The following is a 20,213-nucleotide window of genomic DNA, read 5'->3' as shown; positions in this document are numbered from 1 at the left end:
GAATTTCGAGCCTGACAATGATATATGATCCCGCCCGGGCCAATCCGCTTTTCGGCAATCCCCTGAAGACACGCGACGACCTCGCCAAGGCCGTCACCGATCTCTTCGAGCCGCTGCTGCCGTATTTTTCCGAAGGCGGCGCCCGTGTGCGCCTCGGCGCAGCCGGCGCGATCTTCGATCGGGCGGCGGCGGATCTGGAGGGATTTGCGCGGCCGCTCTGGGGGATCGTTCCGCTCGTTGCCGGCGGCGGCGCGTTCCCGCATTGGGATCTCTATCGCCGCGGGCTGGCAAACGGCACCAATCCTGCTCATCCCGAATATTGGGGCGATCTTGCCGATCGCAATCAGCGGTTGGTCGAGCTCGCCGCGGTCGGCTTCGCCCTGGCGCTCGTGCCCGAGCACATCTGGGAACCGCTCAACGACAGCGAGAAGAAGACGGTCGCTGCCTATCTTCTTCGAGCGCGCGAGTTGGAATTCATCGACAATAACTGGAAATTCTTCCGTGTGCTCATCGATCTCGGGTTGGAACGCGTGGGCGTGGCGTTCGATCACCGGAAAACCCTCGCCTATCTCGACGAACTGGAGGCCTTCGACCTCGGAGAAGGCTGGTATCGCGACGGGCCGGTTCGGCGGGTCGATCATTACATTCCCTTTGCCATGCATTTCTACGGAATGATCTATGCCGTCCTGGCCAAGGGCGACGAGGCGCGCAAGGATCGTTTCCGCGATCGCGCCGAGATCTTCGCCAGCGATATCCGCCACTGGTTCGGCCCGGATGGGGCAGCCCTTGCCTTCGGCCGCAGCCAGACCTACCGCTTCGCGGCGGGAGGTTTCTGGGGCGCGCTTGCCTTTGCCGGTGTCGAAGCCCTGCCCTGGGCCGAGATCAAGGGCTATTACATGCGCCATATCCGCTGGTGGGCGGCGATGCCGATTGCCGATCGCGACGGCGTTCTTTCGGTCGGCTATGGCTATCCGAACCTCTTCATGAGCGAGAGCTACAACTCTCCCGGCTCGCCCTATTGGGCGCTGAAATTCTTCCTGCCGCTCGCCCTTCCGGGGGATCATCCCTTCTGGGCGGCCGAGGAGGCGCCGCAGCCGGAATTTCCGGAGCCGGTTGCGTTGAAGCCGGCGGGAATGGTCGCCATGCACACGCCGGGAAACGTGGTCGTGCTCTCCTCAGGGCAGCAGCACGACAAGATGCTCGGCGCAAACGAGAAATATTCGAAATTCGTCTATTCCACCCGCTACGCCTTCAACGTCGAAGCCGACGATCGGAATTTCTCCGCCGCAAGCTTCGACGGCATGCTCGGCCTCTCCGACGACGGCGTCCATTTCCGCATGCGCGAAACCCTCGAAGAGGCGTTGATCGCAGGCGACCTGCTCTATTCGCGCTGGCGCCCCTGGAGCGATGTCACTATCGAAACCTGGCTGCTTCCTGAAAATCCGTGGCACATCCGCATTCACCGCATCGCCACGCCACGCACACTCAGCACCATCGAGGGCGGTTTTGCGATCGAGCGCGCGGATTTCAATGCCGACCGCTCCGATGTAGGCGATTTCCGGGCGGTCTGGTACGGGCAGACCGACGTCAGCGCCATCGTCGACCTATCGCCCAATCCAAGGGCCGGCCATGCGATGAGCCCGATCCCGAACACCAATCTCATCCACGCCAAGACCCTACTGCCGCAGCTGCGCGGCAACATCGGCGCAGGCACCATCGTGCTGGTGACCGCCGCGATGGCCCTGCCCAGCCGTGAGAACTGGGCAAAAGCGCTCGATAATCCGCCAGCCCGTCCCCGCCTCGACGAGGTAGAGCGGCTCTTCCGCGAGAAAGGCGTACAGGTGCCGGCATTCGCCCTCGGGATGTAGCTTGGAGGCACCGGCTTCCGGGTTTCGACCGCGGGCCAGACGGTTGATTATCGTGCGGTGAACTCGAACCGGTATGCTTCACCAATGCGCTGCGCCAGCTGGGCCATTTGATCGTCAGGGATCTGCAGAACCCCGTGCTCCGCCATCAGTGCATGGTATTGCTGCTTTTCAAGAGGCACACCTGAGGGCAAGGGAACGACATGAAAATGCAGGTGCTGTTGGCTTGTTGGCTGCCGAGCGAAAGCACATAAATTCGCTCGGCGTCGAACACACTTTTGAGGGCGCGCGACAAGACATGCACCTTCTCCTGAAGTCGAAGATATTCATCCGTCGACATGTCCCGCGCCAGATCCTCACGGTGCTCCTTCGGACAGACGAGGCAATAGCCCGGTAGAGTGGGATATTTGCTCAGGAAAATGATCGTCTCGTGGTCTTCAAAAACGCGATGATGATAGAAGGCCGGGTCGTTCCTGACCAAGCTGCAGATAAAGCATGGTGTTGTTCCGATGTCGTGCACATAGGCCTCGAGATCAAATGGTTGGCGTTCGATGATTCTGAACCTCTCCAATGGCGGTCGCAAACTTCCGGAATTTTGGCGCGGCAAACCGGCTGAAGAACATAATATTTTCGGATTACTCAATAGTTATATTTACATCTTCAACTAATGAATAAGAAAAACCCACTCTTCACAACATTGCTGTAATGAAATCCGGCAAAGCGCAGCAGCATACTCAGCTTTCAGTTTCCGAAATCTTGGGAGGAGGACGCAATGCCTACCATAATGATCTGTCACGACGTTAACGACACGAAACACTGGCTCGCTTCACCAATCCGCAAACAAGTATTGGAACCCAACGGCGTCACGAACATTCGCACGTTTACGGACCCTCAAAACTCCAACCGCGTCGGCTTGGTCATGGACGTTGCAGACATGGAAAAGTTGATGGCCTTCATGCAGACCAAGGCAGCGGCCGATGCGATGGCGAGTGATGGCGTCTTGCCCGAAACCATGATGTTCCTCGTTCAATCGTAACACACGTCTTAACGAGTCTTGGAAATGCAACGCGGGAGGATGACATGACGACATTATTCGTGCGGCACGAGGTCTCCGACTACGCCGCTTGGCGCAAGATATATGATACCTTTTCGCCGGTGCAGAAGGCCAATGGGGTGACGGCGCAGGCCGTTTATCGAGCAATCGACAACCCGAACGATATTACCGTCACCCACGAGTTCGCCACGCTTGAAGCGGCGCAAGCATTCAGCAAGCTGGACGAATTGAAGACGGCGATGCGCACGGGAGGCGTGCTCGGCGCGCCGACGGTGTGGTTTACCAACAAGGCGTGACCGCTCTCAGTGCATGACATGCAGGCGGGTAGTGCGCGCTCGGCCGATTGCCGACCTTGATGGCAATGGCTAGCGACTGCAAATTTGTCCGAGTTCCTATTATCCGCTCCTGATGTCGCGCAAGAGATCCAGGCCGCGCTGGTATTTTTCCGTTTTCTTGCCGCTCTGTTCGGCCTGCCGGAGATTGTCTTCAAGATCGGCCTGTTTGACGGACAGGGCCAGCGGGTTTGATGCCGCACGTCTGACGAAGTCGTCATCCGGCTCATCTGGCCGCCGTGTCAAAGCATTCACCGCGGAGATGATCGCCGGCGGAAAGCCTTCTTCTCTCAGCCTGTCGAGCGTCCACCCGCTGCCCTTCTCGACCACATCATGAATGTAGGCGACCGTTCGTGTCTCGTCGCCGGAAACCAGAAGCGCTACCCGCTGGCAGTGCTCGAAGAATGGCCGGCCGGTCTTGTCCGCCTGGCCTTTATGGGCCGTAAGAGCGATCTGGATGGCATGGTCGAGATGCTGCATGGCGATCACGGCCCTTCGGTCTTCTTCACTTTCCGCCGGAAAGGCTTTTCGCCCGTCGTCATCTCGACGTCAGGGACCGGAGCCACGGCTGTTTGGACCGGCCTCGCTCGTGGCCGATCGAAGTCGCCGCTCTCACCGGCGCCTTGAAGCAGCGCCGCATCGTCCCTGTCGTCTTCATCGAGCAGGTCCTGCAGCGTCTCATGCTCATCCTCGCCGGCCAGTTCGTCGCAGGCTTGCAGCCAATGGCGCTCGTCAGCGCCATCGGGGTGGCCCTCGGCCTCCCAGATTTCGTAGGCGCGCTGGCGTATCTGCTCGTGCTTGTCTATGGCCATGATCTCCTCCAAGCGCATTAGGATGAGCCCTCCGAAGAGCGGCCCGGCCGCCTTTCAGGGCGTGTTGATGGTTGGAAGAAAATCCTCCACCTGTTTGCGTTGATCCTTTGGAAGCGTCTCCACCCGTTCCTTCCAGAACCGTTCGGCCTCCGGCGGGTCCTCATCCCATTGGCGGACATCGGTGATATTGTCGTCGATCTTGGAGCGGCGGTGGCCGCCGAGGCTGAGATATTCCCTTGCAAGCTTCAGGCTTGGGGTTTCCGTGCCGCTATTGCGATCTAATGCCGTCCTCGCGTTGCGCCGGGCAGTTTCCAATGCCCTTTTGCGATCGGTCTCGGCCCGTTCTGTATCGGCGGACCGCGCGTCGTCTGTGCCGCTCTCAGGCGGCACGCTGGATTTGAAAGTCGTCATGGATCACCTTTCGATATTGTGATCCAATAACCTTCGCAGGCAGTGAGAGTTCCGCGTAAGTGGTGATTGATTTGAGCGGGCGATCCAGGCGGGGCCACGCCGCCGGCAGTCAATGGACAGCCATGCTCACCATCCGATAGGGGTGCACGGCTTCGAATTGCGAGATCATCGCCGCTGCCTGCTGCAATACCAACTCGGCATTCTCAGGATCGTCACGGGCGAGTTCATCGGCATTGACGCGGATCGCTTCAGCCATGTTGTTGGAGAGTGCCGCAAAATGCGTATTTCCTTCGACAAAGGCCTCGCGCGCCGTGTCCTCCAGCGTACGAGCGATATCGACGAGGATTTCCTCGCGTTCCTCGATACTGAGGTCTTTGATGATATTGGTCTTCTCTTCCATGTCACTCACTCCAAAAAGACGTGGGACGATGACCGAGCTTAAGAAAGCCTCGATCACCAAAGATTTGGGAATGCCGAAATCCGGATTCAAGCCTCAATCCTGCTCGAACTCGCCTCCGGCACCACGCCGTCGCCTTCATTATTCGAACGCGGGAGCCGATTTTCTGTTCCCTGCCGAGCGTTGGCACTCACCGGCAGAGAGTGCCAATTTTTCTTCCATCACCTCTTGAATTGTAGAATCATCGAACCAAATCATTCTCACAAGGCGCGCGCGCGAGCACCCGCCCGGATTGGTCAGTCGGTCCGGTTAGAACAGGATGACTTTAGGCCTGCTCGGCCTAAAATCTGAATCCTGTTCTAATCTAGAGTTAGAGCTTGATGTCGTCCGAAAACCGCGCACACTTTTCGGCATCATTCTCCAAGGGAACAACGTCATCACTGTTTGTCGATGGAGGAAAGACATGTCGTTCCGACCGCTTCATGACCGCATTCTCGTCCACCGGGTCGATTCAGAGGAAAAGACCAAGGGCGGCATCATCATTCCCGACACCGCCAAGGAAAAACCGCAGGAAGGCGAGGTCATCGCCGTTGGCCCTGGCGCGCGCAACGACGCCGGCCAGATCCAGGCGCTCGACGTCAAGCCCGGCGATCGCATCCTGTTCGGCAAATGGTCGGGCACCGAGATCAAGATCAATGGCGAAGACCTGCTGATCATGAAGGAAAGCGACGTGATGGGCATCATCGAACCGCAAGGTGAAAAGAAGCAGGCCGCCTGAGATCTGCGGACATCAGTCAAGGCCGGAGCGCTTCAGCTTTTCATGGAAACGCAGAACCGCTCCAACCTTTAATTTCTGACGCAATCCGAAAGGAATACGCGTCGTACTTTTCCTGGAATTACTCTGGCCGCCTATGAAGGAGTGAGGACATGGCTGCTAAAGAAATCAAATTCAGCACCGAAGCCCGCGAGAAGATGCTGCGTGGCGTCGACATCCTGGCCAACGCCGTGAAGGCGACCCTCGGCCCGAAAGGCCGCAACGTCGTGATCGAACGATCTTTCGGCGCCCCGCGCATCACCAAGGACGGCGTTTCGGTTGCCAAGGAAATCGAACTCGAAGACAAGTTCGAGAACATGGGCGCCCAGATGGTCCGCGAAGTCGCCTCGAAGACCAGCGACATCGCCGGCGACGGCACCACGACGGCAACGGTACTGGCCCAGGCGATCGTCAAGGAGGGCGCCAAGGCGGTTACCTCAGGCATGAACCCGATGGACCTGAAACGCGGCATCGATCTTGCGGTCGGCGCCATCGTTGCGGAACTGAAGGCCAATGCCCGAAAGATCTCCAACAATTCCGAAATCGCCCAGGTCGGCACGATCTCCGCCAATGGCGATGCCGAAATCGGCCGCTTTTTGGCGGAAGCCATGGAAAGGGTCGGCAATGATGGCGTCATCACCGTTGAAGAAGCCAAGACCGCCGAAACCGAACTCGAAGTCGTCGAAGGCATGCAGTTCGACCGCGGCTATCTCAGCCCCTACTTCGTCACCAATGCCGACAAGATGCGGGTCGAGTTTGAAGACCCTTATATCCTCATCCATGAGAAGAAGCTCTCGAACCTGCAGTCGATGCTGCCGGTTCTCGAAGCTGTCGTCCAATCCAGCAAGCCGCTGCTCATCATCGCTGAAGACGTCGAAGGCGAAGCCCTGGCAACGCTCGTCGTCAACAAGCTGCGCGGCGGCCTGAAGATCGCCGCCGTCAAGGCTCCTGGCTTCGGTGACCGCCGCAAGGCCATGCTCGAAGACATCGCCATCCTGACCGCCGGCACCGTCATCTCCGAAGATCTCGGCATCAAGCTCGAATCCGTCACGCTCGATATGCTCGGCCGGGCCAAGAAGGTTTCGATTGAAAAGGAAAACACCACGATCGTCGATGGGTCAGGCGCCAAGTCCGACATCGAAGGCCGCGTTGCCCAGATCAAGGCCCAGATCGAAGAAACCACGTCGGACTATGACCGCGAGAAGCTGCAGGAACGTCTTGCCAAGCTCGCCGGCGGCGTTGCCGTCATCCGTGTCGGCGGCTCGACGGAAGTCGAAGTGAAGGAAAAGAAGGACCGCGTCGACGACGCGCTTCATGCAACCCGCGCTGCCGTTCAGGAAGGCATTCTGCCTGGTGGCGGCGTGGCGCTGCTGCGCGCCGTCAAGGCGCTCGACAATGTCAAAACCGCCAATGGCGACCAGCGCGTCGGCGTCGACATCGTTCGCCGCGCGGTCGAGGCACCGGCTCGCCAGATCGCCGAAAACGCCGGAGCGGAAGGCACGGTCATCGTCGGTAAGCTGCGCGAGAAAAGCGAGTTCTCCTACGGCTGGAACGCTCAAACGGGCGAATATGGCGACCTCTATGCGCAGGGCGTCATCGATCCGGCCAAGGTGGTTCGCACCGCGCTGCAGGATGCGGCCTCCATCGCCGGTCTTCTCGTCACGACGGAAGCTATGATCGCCGAGAAACCCAAGAAGGACGCGCCACCGCCAATGCCCGCCGGCCCCGGTATGGACTTCTAAGGCGCTTGCAGGCCCGCCGGCCTCGCTGGGCGGGCCTTATCTGAGGGAATAGAGATGGTTCAAACGATCAAAACCCGATCGCAGGCACCGCTGGACTCCCGCGATCTCGAAATCTGCCAGCGGGTCTTCGACAAGATCCGATCCGAGTACCAGGTGGAAAAGGACAGCGACGAAGCCGAACGAACGGCGAGCATAATCATCGAGCTTTACCGGCAGGGCGTGCGTGACCCCGATCACCTGCAGTCGATGGTCGAGGCGGCCCGCGGCCTCTTCGAAACGAGCGAACGGTAGGAAATGCCGCGCCTGCGCGTAGTAAGCCGCGCGGAACAGAGATGTGATGGTGTTAGCGCGGATGCCCTCCGGAGGATTTACCCCGAAGAACGGTCATCTGCTCCTGCTGCACTTCATTTTCATCGTTCAAAATGGCTCGCCAAAGCCTGTTGCCGAGGCGAAGCGACACCCGTTTCGTCCCCTCGTGTTCAGCCGTGCCGATTTCCACGGAGCTAACGACGGAGCCATGGCGAATGTGGCGGCGAAGATCGGCGAGCGACAGCCCAAACCGCTGCGCCAGTTCGGATGATTCCAGGATGAAATCACCATTTGAATCGCGCTCGATCAGCACCGACTTTTTCTCCAGCTTCGTCCCACGCCGACCGCTCAGGCCACCGCCGGAATTGCATTGTCTTCCTTTGGCAGCAGCCGCGCTACTGCGCTCAGCAGATCCGTTTGCGATATCAGGCCGAGGATGCGAAAATCGTCGTCGACGATGATGACGGCATGCGTGCGGCCGTCCGTCAGAACGGGCAATAGCGACAGAGCGGCATCGGAAGGTCTGGCCACCGCCGGCCTCGAGATCGCATGCGCGATGGTCTCGGTGCTCATCGACAATTCCCGCAAGCCGACAGCGCCGACGAGGCGGCCTTCGGGGTCCTTAACCGGCAGCGTGCGGATATTATGCTTCAAGAGCAGATGCCGTGCGGCATCCGGTTCCGAAGCTTCGCCAATGGCGATCACGTCACGCGACATGATATCGGCACAGCTGATCTTGTCGGTTGAGCGGATCGCCGCTTGCAACTCAACCTGCTGCAGCAGCCGGCCGAGGTCTGCCCGGTCGATATCGAAGGTTTCGTCAAGCGCTTCGAGGGCCGCGTCGACATCCTCCTCGCGAAAACCCACCCGCACCGCCGATGGCAGGTCGATCGTCTGATGGGTGTTCTCCACGGGTTTCGGAACGACGTGCGGATAATTCCGCTTGGAAAGCTTGTGGAACAGCAGGCCAAGGCCGACGAGAATGCAGGAGTTCAAGGCGACGGGCACGAAGGGAAAGAGAAATCCCCAACCGGCAACGACAGGGCCGCCGAGCACGGCGGTCAGTGCGGCGGCTCCTCCTGGCGGATGAAGGCACCGCGTGAAGGACATCGCGCCGATGGCAAGCGAAACGCCGACACCGGTCGCGATGATCGGATCACGAATGAAATAGGCGGCAATGATCCCCATCAGAGCGGAAATCGTATTGCCGCCGATGATCGACCATGGCTGCGCCAGCGGGCTTGCAGGCACCGCGAAAAGAAGCACTGCGGACGCCCCCATCGGCGCGACGATCAAGGGAAGATGCGGCCCCTGCCCGAACAGATAGCCGCTGATGACGCCGGTGAAACCAATGGCCAGCAAAGCGCCGAGACATGCAATCAATCGCTCTCGTAGAGTCGCTCCCGCCAATATGGGTGAGAACAAACGGAAGCGGCGGAGGCGGCTCGATCCCACCTTCGGGGAAACGGGATACTGCATGACAAGACCAATTTTAAGCGAGGATTATCTGGCGGCGAAGGAGAGGGGCGTGCGAACTAGTTTGTTGTCAGCCTGACATCTCTGCCCTTTGTCGCGCTGAGAACTTCGTGGAACGCGTTGAACGCGCTGGGGCGATCATTCTTGCGATAGACGAGCAGCGTCTCGACAGCACCGAGCTGATGGGTCTGGACCGGTGTCGGCCAGTGCATGAGGTCAAGGACCGATCGGGGCATGACACCCGCCGTGTTCCCGGTCGCAACGCTCGCCAGGATCGCGTGGTAGGAACCGAGTTCGCTCGTCGGCAGCGCGCTCGATTTACGCGCCCAGTTTTCAGCGATCCTGCGATAGGTGCAGCCAGGCTCCAAAGCGGCGAGCGACCCGACACGCAGGTCGGCGGCGGATTTGATGGAGGGATGCCCGGATGGCAACACGATCAACAGGTCTTCGACGAAGGTCAGCTCCATTTCGAGCGCCTTGAGTTCGGCATCGAAGCTCGAGTCTTCCTCGCGCATCGTCTTCGGCAGGCGGGCAATCAGCGCACAATCCAGCGCATCAGAGAGAACATCGCGGGTCAGATCGCGGGACGCCCCCATCGTCAGCTGAAGCGACACATCGGGCCACATCTGATTGAATTGCATCAGCGCCGCCGGCAGCCTGCTTGCCGCCGTGCTCTCCATAGTGCCGACCCGCAACGTCCCCGATGGGGCGAGAGGCCGCACGGCCTGGCGCGCTTCGAGCGCAAGCGCCATAAGCCGGTTGGCATAGGCGAAAAACGTCTCCCCCTCCCGCGTCAACGTCATCTTCTTGCCATCACGGCTGAAGAGGGAAACGCCGAGGTCCTCCTCCAGTTGCTGGATGCGCGTCGTCACATTCGATGGCACCCGCCCTACGGCCTTGGCAGCCTTCGTCACGCTGCGGTCGCTGACAACGGCGAGGAATATCTCGATCGATGAAAGGTCCAATGAAAAGATCTCGTTTCCGGAATTAAGACGACAGATAATTCTCTATATAAAAATCATTGCTCCAGCTCAAGCCGGTTTCGGCATTGGACGAGAAACATGAGCCCAAGCAGACGAGCGATTGCCGAAAAAAGGGTCGCGACGCCGAGGAAATAGCCATGCAAGCCGCGACATTGCCTCTATCGGACGACGTTTTGAGGGTTTGAGGCTGGCATAAGGTTTGCATGCATAGGGCTATCTGCGGATCGATCGGCGACGTCCTATGTTGCAACTTGTCTTGACCTGTCTTCTTCTGAGCGTCGCTTCAGGCTTGAGCATGCGCCGTTTTTTAATGCCGTATTTCCCAGGCGGCGATCTCGCCCAGAAATCCGCCCCCGTGACCATCGTCGCCAACGCCGTCTTTCTGGCAGCAATCGCTTTCACCGTCTCCGATCAGGAGCTTTGGGCAAAATCCGTCATCCTGATGCTCGGCCTTGCGCTGGCGGCGATGTTCGACGATGCGAGACCCAGGCTGACAATCGCCCTCTCCGCCGTCAGTTTGGCGGCCTATCTCGGGCTACGTGCGATCACCTGAGGCATCCCGCTTTCACGGGATAATGCAGTCCTGTTGGCGGTACCGAAGCCCTTATCGAGACGCTGCATCCAGAGACGAAAGTCATTCGTCAGCAGCACCACATCGTACAGCCATTCCGTGCGCAAAAGCTCCCAACGACTTGCTTCCGCATTCTCGAGCAAGGCGTGAACTCTTTGCCGCAGTTTTTCGAAAGCTCATCACGAGGGAAGGGCGTGGGGCAGCGCGTTGCGGGATGAAGTCGGTTTTCCATAAAGCTCGCTCCTCGACAATCGGGCGATCTTGATAATATCGTATTACGACATATTATCAAGATAACCTGAGTGAGAGCGTCACGGCTTGGCGCAGAGAGAGCAATATTCCTGGATTTCCGCCACGGCGGCTGAAGCCCTCCCTCTGGCGAGAGAGATTTCAGGCCACGCGAAAAACAATCTCTATTGAAGAATAGTACCGCACTGTTATTCTCTAACGTTGAACACGGATTGAGGGGCGACGAACAGAAAAGAAACGCTCCATGAGTGACGATGCCATGAAAAACAATGCCGATGGCTTTTCCTCACCGGCCTGCTTCATGCATGAGGTTGATCCGGCTTACATGGGGCTCGAACCGGAGCCCGAAGTCGTCCGGGAGTGGCGGAAGGAACAACGCCGTCGCCTGATAGACTGCCGGACGCTGCTCGGCGCGAATGAGCGCGAGCAACGAACATCTCTTATCCGTCATCATCTGGATCGGCTGCTGCCGAAGATCGCCGGCCGCAGTGTAAGCCTCTACTGGCCGTTTCTGGGCGAGCCGGACCTCCGCGGCTGGATGCAGTCTGCGGCAGCTTGCGGCGCCACTTGCCTGTTGCCGGTGGTGACGGAAAAAAGGAAGCCCCTCAGCTTCCGCTCGTGGTGCGTCGGCGAAGAACTGACACGGGGCATCCTGAACATCCCGGTTCCGCTTCAAGGCGAAGAGCGCCGGCCCGATATCGTCATCGCCCCGGTCGTCGGATTCGATGCGCAATGTTACCGGCTCGGTTTCGGAGGCGGTTATTTCGATCGAACGCTGGCCGCTCTCCATCCCCGGCCTTTCGCGATCGGCGTTGGTTTCGACTTCCAGGAGATCGAGACCATCCGTCCTCAGGACCATGACATCCCGATGGATGCGATCGTAACCGACGTCGAAATCCGCTTTCGCAAAGGCAACGGCTCCGTTGCCGCGCGGATGTTCCAGGATTAGCCGATGATGAGGAGATGAGCGATGATCATGGACGGGAAACCGGCACGAAAGATCTGGTCGCAGTGGTATGCGTGGCATCCTGTCTTGCCGATCGATGACTCGGTGTTCTGGCTCGAGACAGTGTATCGGCGGGAAAGCCCGGAGGGTTTCTGGCAATACCGCTCGTTCCGGCCCGAACTCGAACGCCAGCAGGCTCTGACCTGCCTCCCCGTCTGTCCCGGCGCCTAATCCACGCGAAGGCCGGTTTGCGTCGGGCGCCCGTGCGGGTTTGCGTCAACCGAGTGCCTGGCTGACGAGTGCATAGGTCTTCGGCTCGGGCGCAATTGCGCGTCCGGCAACCGGAAGCCAAGCGCCACCGAGCGACATGGTCGTCACGATATCGTAGACAGGAAGACCGCAGCGGGAGAGGAAATCGGAAAAGGCTCCGCCCTGCTCGCGTGTATCGAGGCGCAGGAACGCACCTGCGCGTTCGGCCGCATGCGGGCGGACGACGGCGATCGCGTCGGCGTCACTGCGCCCCACAACAGGACCGATGACATGGCCACGCCCGAACCGCCGGCAAAGCGAGAAAGCCTCGATCCGGCCCGCGCGGGTCAACACGATGCCCTTGGAATTCGCCATGAGCCGGGCCAGCAGCAGTTTGCGATCCGTGCCGAAAGCCACACAATCCAATTCGGCGATCGCTTCCAGATCGCCAGCCTCCACTGCCCGTATTGCGGCACCGGACGGCAGCTCTACATCCGGCGGCGACATCGCTTCGCCTTGGCATTGAAAGACCAGCGCCTCCCGAACAAAGTTCAAGGACCGATAAAGGCGGCGCGCTGCGCGCGTCGCATTCAGCCCGAGGTTCCGCCCGGCGACCTGAGTAAGCGCGTGTCCCATCAGCCATTGCCCGGCGCCATTGGTTTGAAGACGCGGCGAGGTGATGACCATACCGACCGTGGCAAATTGCGCGTCATAGGGAAACCACATGGCAGAGCCCAGGATACGGCCGATTTCATCGATCGCCACGATGCCCTGGCCGAACTCCCGCAGGAACTGCCAATCCTCGCCGCGATGCGGCCAGGCGACGGTCATCGAAAGTGCGTGCAACTGGTCGAGAGCAACGCTGTCGATCCCGGCGATATGCGTCTCGAAACTATCGACGAACCTGGATTCGGATATCAGTTCACTCACTCCCGCCCTCCTGCCGCATTGGCCAAGTCTGCGCCCGGAAACTTCTCCGCCCAGACTAGAACAGATCGTTCGATACAATTCACTGGTGAAGCCTGCGCAAACACAACAATCGACCAAATCCCGATGCGCTTTCGGCAAGTAACGCCTGCGTCTCCCTCTAGACTCATTGACAGATCCAGCGGCCGGAGTCGCTGTTCACTGTGAGAGCCCGGAAATGTCACCCCCCTCAGTCCAGTTGCAAACACCTCTAATATCTCGCTGCGCCGAATTGTCGTTTCCGCCGGCGGCATGGCCGCCGTCTCGGCAAGCAGCATGTTTGTGAGGTCGCCGATGCAGGCCATTGAAATTCTCGAAAGGCTCGTTGGCTTCCCCTCCGTCGTCGGCACGCCGAACGGCGAGATCGTGGCGTGGATCCGGCACTACCTGCAAAGCCACGGCGCCGTCGTCACCGAGCTTCCCGGCCCGGAGGGCGACCGGTCGAACCTCTTCGCCACGATCGGCCCGAAGGAAACGCCGGGCTATATTCTCTCCGGCCATATGGACGTGGTTCCCCCCGCTGGAGGCGGCTGGACCAGCGATCCGTTCCGATTGCGGGCTGAAGCAGACATCCTCTACGGTCGCGGCGCTACCGACATGAAAGGCTTCCTGGCCGCCGTTCTCGCGGCCGTTCCGGCGCTGGTGGCCTCACCGCTTCGCCAGCCCGTCCACCTTGCCTTTTCCTATGACGAGGAGGCCGGCTGCCGCGGCGTGCCGCACATGATCGCGCGCCTGCCGGAGCTCTGTGCAACCCCGCTTGGCGCGATCATCGGCGAGCCGAGCGGCATGCGGGCAATCCGCGCCCACAAGGGCAAGGCCGCCGCCCGACTGACGGTCAGGGGCCGGTCCGGCCATTCCTCGCGTCCGGACCAGGGACTGAACGCAATCCATGCCATCACCGATATTCTGGCTTGCGCTCGCGCCGAAGCCGAACGGCTCACGCGCGGCCCGTATGAGCCTGTCTTCGAACCGCCCTACTCCTCGCTTCAGGTCGGCACGCTGAAGGGCGGCCAGGCGGTCAACATCATTCCCGACAGCTGCGAGGCCGAGTTCGAAGCGCGGGCTATTTCCGGCGTCGATCCGATCACGTTGCTGGCGCCACTGCGGGCATCGGCCGAGGGACTATCGCAGCTTGGCTTCCAGATAGACTGGCGCGAACTCAGCGCCTATCCGGCGCTTTCGCTTGCCGCCGATGCGCCGCTTGCGGTCCTGCTTAGCGAACTGACCGGCATCGAGCCGCTCGCCGCCGTCAGCTACGGCACCGAGGCCGGACTTTTCCAGCGCGCCGGCATCGATGCGATCATCTGCGGACCGGGCGACATCGGCCGCGCCCACAAGCCGGACGAATTCATCCTCACCGGCGAACTGCTCGCCTGCCAGGCGATGGTCGAGGCGCTTGGCCGCCGCTGCGCCTGATGACATCGGATCAAGGAGCCGACGCCATGACCTTCCTCTTCAATTCCGATGCGAAGCGCGGCGCGATATTCGCCGAAGCCTTCGCGCGCGAACTGCCCGACATTGCCTTCTCCATGGATCCCAAGTCGGTCAAACCCGACGCCGTACACTTCCTCATCACCTGGACCGTACCGGAGGATCTCGCCCGCTATCGCAATCTCGAAATCCTGTTTTCGATCGGCGCCGGCATCGACCAGTTCCATATCGATGCGGTGCCGGCGTCGGTGAAGGTGGTGCGCATGGTCGAAGACGGCATCGTCAGGATGATGCAGGAATATGTGACGCTGGCGGTGCTTGCGCTCCATCGCGACTTGCCGGCCTATCTCGACCAGCAGCGGCGCCGGACCTGGCAGACGATCGCTTCCAGGCAGGCCTCGGAACGCCGCATCGGCGTGCTTGGCCTCGGCATGCTTGGCAGCGCCGTGCTCGAACGGTTGCAGCCCTTCGGCTTTCCGCTTTCGGGATGGAGCCGCAGCCCCCGCGAGATCGACGGCATCCGATGCCTGAGCGGCCGCGACGGCCTCGATATTCTGCTTGCAACCACCGACATTCTCGTCTGCCTGCTGCCGCTGACGGATGAGACGCGGGGCTTCCTGAATGCCGAACTCTTCGCCGGACTGCCGGCCGGCGCCGCACTCGTCCATGTCGGCCGCGGCCCTCAGCTCGACCATCAGGCGCTCATTGACGCGCTCGATGCTGGGCATCTCTCCGGCGCCGTCGTCGACGTCACCGATCCGGAACCGCTTCCCGCGGATGACGCCTTCTGGAACCATCCGAAGATCCTGCTGACGCCGCACATTGCGAGCGTCACCCAGCCTGAAACCGCGGCAGTGGCCGTCATCGGCAACATCAAACGGCACCAAGCGGGCCTCGATCCGATCGGCCTGGTCGATCGCAACCGCGGCTACTGAGTTCTCAACCTGGGAAAGCAAAATCATGTTCCTCCTCAAGACGATCGACACCGACCCATCCTTCGCGCCGCGCGAATCCGGCCCCCTCCCCGAACGGCTGATCTCGGGCAGTCCTGCCTTCAAGACCTGGGCGCAGGACGCTGCCCGCGGCGAGACCGTTCATAGCGGCGTCTGGGAAGCGACACCCGGCGAGACGCGCTCGATCAAGGGCGAGACCTTCGAGTTCTGCCATATCCTTTCCGGCCTGGTCGAACTCACTCCGGAAGGCGGTGAACCGGTGGTCTACAAGGCCGGCGACAGCTTCGTCATGAAGCCGGGCTTTGTTGGCGTCTGGAAGACGATCGAGACGGTGCGCAAGATCTACGTCACCGTGTCGTGATGCCGACGCCGTAGATTTGACTGCCGCAGCGACGAAAACGCAATTTTTCGCCGCTGCGGCATCCCCGGTCGACGCATGCTGCTCGCCTTCGCCAGTTAGGCTTGTCTCAGCCCACCCCGAGGACATGCGATGACACTCAGCTTCGATCCGAACACGATTTCCCTGCCCGTCGGACATTTCATCGGCGGCCGGCTGGTTCCGGCCGAAGCCGTCATCGACATGCATCGTCCATCCGACGGCAAGGCCTATGCCGGCTGCCCGCTGGCCGACGAGGCCCTTGTCGATCAGGCTGTCGAGACCGCCAGGACCGCATTGAAGACGAGCAATTGGGGTGGCATACGGCCACGCGAGCGCACCGTGGCGCTGCAGCGCTGGGCGGACTTGATCGAAGCCGAGGCGGAGACCCTCGCCAGGCTCGAAGCGCTTTCCTCGACACGGCCAGTCGGCCATCTCGTCGCCGGCGATATCGCCGTCACCGCCGAACAGATCCGTTTCTTTGCTGAATTCGCCGACAAGGAAGGCGGCGACCTCGTCCCGACCGACGATGCGAACGTCGGCATGATCATGACGGAACCCTATGGCGTCGTCGGCGCCATCACACCCTGGAATTTTCCCTTGTCCATGGCCGGCTGGAAGCTCGGCCCGGCGCTGGCGGCGGGCAATGCGGTGGTGCTGAAACCATCGGAAATGACGCCGTTTTCGACGCTCTATCTCGCCGAACTTTCGGTGCGGGCCGGCCTGCCGGCCGGTCTCGTCAACATCGTGCTCGGCGACGGCCCGACCACCGGAAATGCGATCACCGGACATCCAGGCATCTCCAAGGTCAGTTTCACCGGTTCGACCGCGGCCGGCTCGGCGATCATGACCAATATCGCCCGCACCGGTGTCAAGCCGATGACGCTCGAACTCGGCGGCAAGAGCCCGCAGCTGGTTTTCGCCGATGCCGATCTCGAGCTTGCGGCGGGCGCAATCGCCGGCAGCATTCTCTCCAACGCCGGTCAGGCCTGCGTTTGCGGATCCCGCCTCATCGTCGAGGCGAAGGTGGCGGACGCGCTGGCAGCTGCGCTTATCGAGAGGCTGGCGGCCATCCGCCCCGGCCCCACCTGGGACGAGGCGACCGATTATTCGCCAGTCATCTCCGAACGACAGATCGCCCGCATGGACGGCATCATCCGTGCCGCTATCGACGACGGCGCCGAATGCCTCACCGGTGGCCGCCGGCTCGACCGCGAAGGTTATTTCTACGCACCGACCCTGATTTCGGGCGTGACCGCAACATCGCCGGCGGTTCTTGAGGAAATTTTTGGACCGGTGCTGACCATTCAGACCTTCGAGGACGAGGAGGAGGCGCTGAGGCTCGCCGACCATCCGGCCTATGGGCTTGCCGCCGGCCTCTTCACCCGCGATCTCTCGCGTGCCATCCGCGTGACCCGCCGCCTTCAGGCTGGCACCATCTGGGTCAATCGCTACGGCCGTTCACGCGACCATATCCTGCCGACCGGCGGCTATAAGCAGTCCGGCATCGGCAAGGATCTCGGCCGCGATGCCTATCTCGCCAACCGCAAGAGCAAGAGTGTGCTCATCAGCCTGTGAGGACCTGCGATGAAAACCTACAAGATCGCCCTTCTGCCCGGAGACGGCATCGGCCGCGACGTGACGGCAGCAGCCTGGGCCGTGCTTGAAAAAACAGCTCGCCTGAACGGATTTTCTCTTGATGCAACCAGCTATCCCTGGTCCTGCGACTACTATCTGGAGAACGGCAGCATGATGCCCGCCGATGGCATCGAGACGCTCCGGTCCTTCGATGCCATCCTGCTCGGCGCCGTCGGCTGGCCTCGTAAAGTGCCGGATTCGGTGTCGTTGCATGGGCTTCTGCTGCCGATCCGCAAGGCTTTCGTGCAGTATGCCAATATCCGCCCGCACCGGCTGCTGCCGGGTGTGCAGGGGCCGTTGCGGTCCGATGGTTTCGACATCCTCTGCATTCGTGAAAATACCGAAGGCGAATATTCCGGCGCCGGTGGCCGCGTCCACCAGGGCACCGACAATGAAGTGGCGGTCGAGACCTCGATCTTCACCCGCACGGGGGTCGAGCGCATCCTGCGTTTCGGCTTCGAGCAGGCGCGGACGCGACGCGGCAAGCTTGCCTCGGTGACGAAGTCCAACGCCCAGAAATATTCGATGGTCTTCTGGGACGAAATCACCCAGAAGCTTTCAGCGGAATATCCCGATATCGAGGTGACCAGCTACCATATCGACGCCATGGCTGCGCGTATGGTCATGGCGCCTGATAGTCTCGACGTCGTGGTCGCCTCCAACCTGTTCGGCGATATCCTGACCGACCTCGGCGCCGCCATCCAGGGCGGGCTTGGCTTTGCCGCCTCCGCCAACATCAATCCCGATCGCTCGGCGCCGTCGATGTTCGAACCCGTCCACGGCTCCGCACCCGATATCGCCGAACTCGGCATCGCCAATCCAATCGCCGCCATCTGGTCGGGCGCGATGATGCTGGAGCACTTGGGAGAAGCGGCTGCCGCAGCAAAGGTGATGGCCGCTATCGAGGCGACGACGGCACGCGGCATCGGCGCAATTCCCGGCAAGGACAAGACCGACGCGATCACGGCATCGGTGCTTTCGGCACTCGGCTGATCAATGGAGAACAGAATGAACGGATTAAGGGATAGCAACCTGCTTCGTGAGCTGGGGCTGATCGACGGAGAATGGCGCGGGGCTGAAGCTGGGCGCACGATCGAGGTGATCGATCCGGCGACGCAACATGTGCTGGGCACGGTGCCCGACATGGATGGAGCCGATACGAGGGCGGCAATCGCCGCGGCGGAGAGGGCTTTTGGTCCATGGCGAGCAAAGACCAATGCCGAGCGCGGCGCATTGCTGGAAGCCTGGCATGATCTGATGCTCGACAATATCGAGGATCTGGCGCTGATCCTCACCCGTGAGCAGGGCAAGCCCCTCACGGAAGCGCGTGGCGAAATCCGCTACGGCGCCTCGTTCATCAAATGGTTTTCCGAGGAGGCGCGCCGTATCGGCGGGACGACCATTCCCTCGCCAACGACGGACCGACGGATCGTCGTTCTGAAGGAGCCCGTCGGCGTATCGGCGATAATCACGCCGTGGAATTTTCCGAATGCGATGATCACCCGCAAGGTCGGGCCGGCGCTCGCAGCAGGCTGCACCGTCGTCGTCAAGCCATCGGACCTCACCCCTTATTCGGCGCTGGCGCTCGGCGTATTGGCGGAGCGCGCCGGCATCCCCAAGGGCGTGATCAATATCGTCACCGGCATGCCGGCCGGCATCGGCGACGAACTGATGGCGAACCAGACCGTTCGCAAGATCTCTTTCACCGGCTCAACCCGCGTCGGCTCGCTGCTGATGCGCGGCGCGGCCGACAACATCAAGCGGCTCAGCCTCGAACTCGGCGGCAACGCGCCCTTCATCGTCTTCGACGATGCCGATCTTGATCTGGCCGTGGAAGGCGCAGTTGCCTCGAAATTCCGCAATGGCGGGCAGACCTGCGTCTGCGCCAACCGGCTTCTCGTCCAGTCCGGCGTCTATGAGGCCTTTGCCGCCAAACTTTCCGCGCGCGTATCGGCCATGAAGGTCGGGGCCGGCACGGATGCAGGCACGGATATCGGGCCGATGATCAACAAGGCGGCGATCGACAAGATCAAGCGTCATGTCGACGATGCGGTGGAAAAGGGAGCAAGCATCCTCGCCACCGCAGATTCCGTGCCTGAAGGCGACCAATATGCGGTGCCGATGGTACTCGGCGGTGCGACGACCGAGATGCAGCTTGCCAGCGAAGAGACCTTCGGACCCGTTGCCCCGCTTTTCCGTTTCGACCACGAGGAAGAGGCGATCCGCATTGCCAACGCCACGCCCTTCGGGCTTGCGGCCTATTTCTACACCGGGAGCCTGAAACGCTCCTGGCGTGTCGCCGAAGCCCTCGAATTCGGGATGGTCGGCCTGAACACAGGGGCGATCTCGACCGAGGTGGCTCCCTTCGGCGGCGTCAAACAATCCGGTCTTGGCCGCGAGGGCGCGCAGTGCGGCATCGAGGAATATCTCGAAATGAAGAGCTTCCACATCGGCGGTCTCGCCTAACTACAGGAAAACAAAAGAGCGCCGGGACATCATCCCGGCGCTGGATGATCGGGAGCCACGGTCGATGCTCCCGCTGGAGCAACACCGACACATCGTTCTAAGTACTCCGCAGCCTTTGGCGGATGCCCGCAAAATTACGGTGCCCAAACAACATTTCTTTGACGCTGCTTTGA

At 61.0% G+C, this 20,213-nt stretch carries 24 protein-coding genes and 1 pseudogene; 16 read left to right on the top strand and 9 right to left on the bottom strand.

The annotated features are described in order from the left end of the window. The first annotated feature begins 17 nt into the window (after positions 1 to 17). Positions 18 to 1,868: a DUF2264 domain-containing protein gene (locus tag AC25BC_RS26895; RefSeq protein WP_128439690.1), complete on the top strand. Its 1,851-nt coding sequence runs from the start codon at positions 18 to 20 to the stop codon at positions 1,866 to 1,868. A 47-nt stretch (positions 1,869 to 1,915) separates the two neighbouring features. Here AC25BC_RS26895 and AC25BC_RS26890 read toward each other — a convergent pair. Beyond that, positions 1,916 to 2,421, bottom strand: a pseudogene (locus tag AC25BC_RS26890) (HIT family protein). 216 nt (positions 2,422 to 2,637) lie between these two features. Between AC25BC_RS26890 and AC25BC_RS26885 the strand changes: the two are divergent. Together AC25BC_RS26885 and AC25BC_RS26880 are read left to right on the top strand one after the other, a co-directional pair. After that, a complete protein-coding gene (locus AC25BC_RS26885; RefSeq protein ID WP_003562866.1) occupies positions 2,638 to 2,901 on the top strand; it encodes a hypothetical protein in 264 nt (87 codons plus the stop codon). A gap of 44 nt (positions 2,902 to 2,945) precedes the next feature. Next, positions 2,946 to 3,215: a hypothetical protein gene (locus tag AC25BC_RS26880; RefSeq protein ID WP_003562868.1), complete on the top strand. Its 270-nt coding sequence runs from the start codon at positions 2,946 to 2,948 to the stop codon at positions 3,213 to 3,215. A 99-nt stretch (positions 3,216 to 3,314) separates the two neighbouring features. On the opposite strand, the gene AC25BC_RS26875 is transcribed toward AC25BC_RS26880, so the two are convergent. The 4 genes from AC25BC_RS26875 to AC25BC_RS26860 all read right to left on the bottom strand — a co-directional run bounded on the left by AC25BC_RS26875 (position 3,315) and on the right by AC25BC_RS26860 (position 4,874). Next, positions 3,315 to 3,731: an HD domain-containing protein gene (locus tag AC25BC_RS26875; protein ID WP_003562869.1), complete on the bottom strand. Its 417-nt coding sequence runs from the start codon at positions 3,729 to 3,731 to the stop codon at positions 3,315 to 3,317. A gap of 5 nt (positions 3,732 to 3,736) precedes the next feature. Continuing rightward, positions 3,737 to 4,063 carry a DUF2934 domain-containing protein gene (locus AC25BC_RS26870; protein WP_026157601.1) on the bottom strand — a complete coding sequence of 109 codons (327 nt, stop codon included), beginning with the start codon at positions 4,061 to 4,063 and terminating at the stop codon, positions 3,737 to 3,739. Between the two features lie 54 nt (positions 4,064 to 4,117). Continuing rightward, positions 4,118 to 4,474, bottom strand: coding sequence for a hypothetical protein (locus AC25BC_RS26865; RefSeq protein WP_003562872.1), 357 nt, complete (start codon positions 4,472 to 4,474; stop codon positions 4,118 to 4,120). A gap of 109 nt (positions 4,475 to 4,583) precedes the next feature. After that, positions 4,584 to 4,874: a hypothetical protein gene (locus AC25BC_RS26860; RefSeq protein ID WP_003562874.1), complete on the bottom strand. Its 291-nt coding sequence runs from the start codon at positions 4,872 to 4,874 to the stop codon at positions 4,584 to 4,586. A gap of 28 nt (positions 4,875 to 4,902) precedes the next feature. On the opposite strand from AC25BC_RS26860, the gene AC25BC_RS26855 reads away from it, so the two are divergent. The 4 genes from AC25BC_RS26855 to AC25BC_RS26840 all read left to right on the top strand — a co-directional run bounded on the left by AC25BC_RS26855 (position 4,903) and on the right by AC25BC_RS26840 (position 7,718). Next, the gene (locus AC25BC_RS26855) at positions 4,903 to 5,103 is read left to right on the top strand and encodes a hypothetical protein (RefSeq protein WP_128406107.1); all 201 of its coding nucleotides are present in this window, start codon (positions 4,903 to 4,905) and stop codon (positions 5,101 to 5,103) included. 231 nt (positions 5,104 to 5,334) lie between these two features. Next, on the top strand, positions 5,335 to 5,649 hold the full coding sequence (locus AC25BC_RS26850) for a co-chaperone GroES (protein WP_003562876.1): 315 nt from the start codon (positions 5,335 to 5,337) through the stop codon (positions 5,647 to 5,649). Between the two features lie 149 nt (positions 5,650 to 5,798). After that, on the top strand, positions 5,799 to 7,427 hold the full coding sequence (gene groL / locus AC25BC_RS26845) for a chaperonin GroEL (RefSeq protein ID WP_128439689.1): 1,629 nt from the start codon (positions 5,799 to 5,801) through the stop codon (positions 7,425 to 7,427). Positions 7,428 to 7,481: 54 nt separating this feature from the next. Then, positions 7,482 to 7,718 (top strand): hypothetical protein, encoded by a 237-nt coding sequence (locus AC25BC_RS26840; RefSeq protein WP_003562879.1) that lies wholly within the window; start codon positions 7,482 to 7,484, stop codon positions 7,716 to 7,718. Positions 7,719 to 7,770: 52 nt separating this feature from the next. Here the strand turns inward: AC25BC_RS26840 and AC25BC_RS26835 are convergent, their stop codons facing one another. The 3 genes from AC25BC_RS26835 to AC25BC_RS26825 are packed head-to-tail and all read right to left on the bottom strand — an operon-like array spanning position 7,771 to position 10,177. Next, complete coding sequence (locus AC25BC_RS26835; RefSeq protein ID WP_017996380.1) at positions 7,771 to 8,049, bottom strand: DUF6522 family protein; 279 nt, start codon at positions 8,047 to 8,049, stop codon at positions 7,771 to 7,773. Positions 8,050 to 8,084: 35 nt separating this feature from the next. After that, positions 8,085 to 9,215, bottom strand: coding sequence for an HPP family protein (locus AC25BC_RS26830; RefSeq protein ID WP_041935730.1), 1,131 nt, complete (start codon positions 9,213 to 9,215; stop codon positions 8,085 to 8,087). Positions 9,216 to 9,271: 56 nt separating this feature from the next. Further along, a complete protein-coding gene (locus AC25BC_RS26825) occupies positions 9,272 to 10,177 on the bottom strand; it encodes a LysR family transcriptional regulator (RefSeq protein ID WP_003562882.1) in 906 nt (301 codons plus the stop codon). A gap of 259 nt (positions 10,178 to 10,436) precedes the next feature. Here AC25BC_RS26825 and AC25BC_RS26820 point away from each other — a divergent pair, with 259 nt between their 5' ends. The 3 genes from AC25BC_RS26820 to AC25BC_RS26810 all read left to right on the top strand — a co-directional run bounded on the left by AC25BC_RS26820 (position 10,437) and on the right by AC25BC_RS26810 (position 12,192). Continuing rightward, a complete protein-coding gene (locus tag AC25BC_RS26820; RefSeq protein ID WP_017996382.1) occupies positions 10,437 to 10,748 on the top strand; it encodes a hypothetical protein in 312 nt (103 codons plus the stop codon). Between the two features lie 511 nt (positions 10,749 to 11,259). Next, complete coding sequence (locus AC25BC_RS26815; protein WP_128439688.1) at positions 11,260 to 11,964, top strand: 5-formyltetrahydrofolate cyclo-ligase; 705 nt, start codon at positions 11,260 to 11,262, stop codon at positions 11,962 to 11,964. Positions 11,965 to 11,985: 21 nt separating this feature from the next. Next, positions 11,986 to 12,192, top strand: a complete 207-nt coding sequence (locus AC25BC_RS26810; RefSeq protein WP_003562885.1) for a hypothetical protein — start codon at positions 11,986 to 11,988, stop codon at positions 12,190 to 12,192. A 45-nt stretch (positions 12,193 to 12,237) separates the two neighbouring features. Here AC25BC_RS26810 and AC25BC_RS26805 read toward each other — a convergent pair whose 3' ends face one another. Next, on the bottom strand, positions 12,238 to 13,140 hold the full coding sequence (locus AC25BC_RS26805; protein ID WP_128439687.1) for a GNAT family N-acetyltransferase: 903 nt from the start codon (positions 13,138 to 13,140) through the stop codon (positions 12,238 to 12,240). Between the two features lie 330 nt (positions 13,141 to 13,470). On the opposite strand from AC25BC_RS26805, the gene argE reads away from it, so the two are divergent. The 6 genes from argE (at position 13,471) to AC25BC_RS26775 (ending at position 20,040) form a co-directional block, all read left to right on the top strand. After that, positions 13,471 to 14,592, top strand: coding sequence for an acetylornithine deacetylase (gene argE, locus AC25BC_RS26800; RefSeq protein ID WP_128439686.1), 1,122 nt, complete (start codon positions 13,471 to 13,473; stop codon positions 14,590 to 14,592). A gap of 26 nt (positions 14,593 to 14,618) precedes the next feature. Then, complete coding sequence (locus tag AC25BC_RS26795) at positions 14,619 to 15,542, top strand: 2-hydroxyacid dehydrogenase (protein WP_128439685.1); 924 nt, start codon at positions 14,619 to 14,621, stop codon at positions 15,540 to 15,542. Between the two features lie 25 nt (positions 15,543 to 15,567). Then, positions 15,568 to 15,921, top strand: coding sequence for a cupin domain-containing protein (locus AC25BC_RS26790; protein WP_003562889.1), 354 nt, complete (start codon positions 15,568 to 15,570; stop codon positions 15,919 to 15,921). A gap of 129 nt (positions 15,922 to 16,050) precedes the next feature. Continuing rightward, positions 16,051 to 17,514, top strand: coding sequence for an aldehyde dehydrogenase family protein (locus AC25BC_RS26785; RefSeq protein ID WP_128439684.1), 1,464 nt, complete (start codon positions 16,051 to 16,053; stop codon positions 17,512 to 17,514). 9 nt (positions 17,515 to 17,523) lie between these two features. Then, positions 17,524 to 18,567, top strand: a complete 1,044-nt coding sequence (locus tag AC25BC_RS26780) for a tartrate dehydrogenase (RefSeq protein WP_128439683.1) — start codon at positions 17,524 to 17,526, stop codon at positions 18,565 to 18,567. A 15-nt stretch (positions 18,568 to 18,582) separates the two neighbouring features. Next, positions 18,583 to 20,040 carry an NAD-dependent succinate-semialdehyde dehydrogenase gene (locus tag AC25BC_RS26775; RefSeq protein ID WP_128439682.1) on the top strand — a complete coding sequence of 486 codons (1,458 nt, stop codon included), beginning with the start codon at positions 18,583 to 18,585 and terminating at the stop codon, positions 20,038 to 20,040. Positions 20,041 to 20,213 lie beyond the last annotated feature (173 nt).

The sequence above is a fragment of the Rhizobium sp. WSM409 genome (assembly GCF_057653825.1).
The sequence above is the reverse complement of the archived record's forward strand: the minus strand, read 5'-3'. Positions and strand labels throughout refer to the sequence as shown.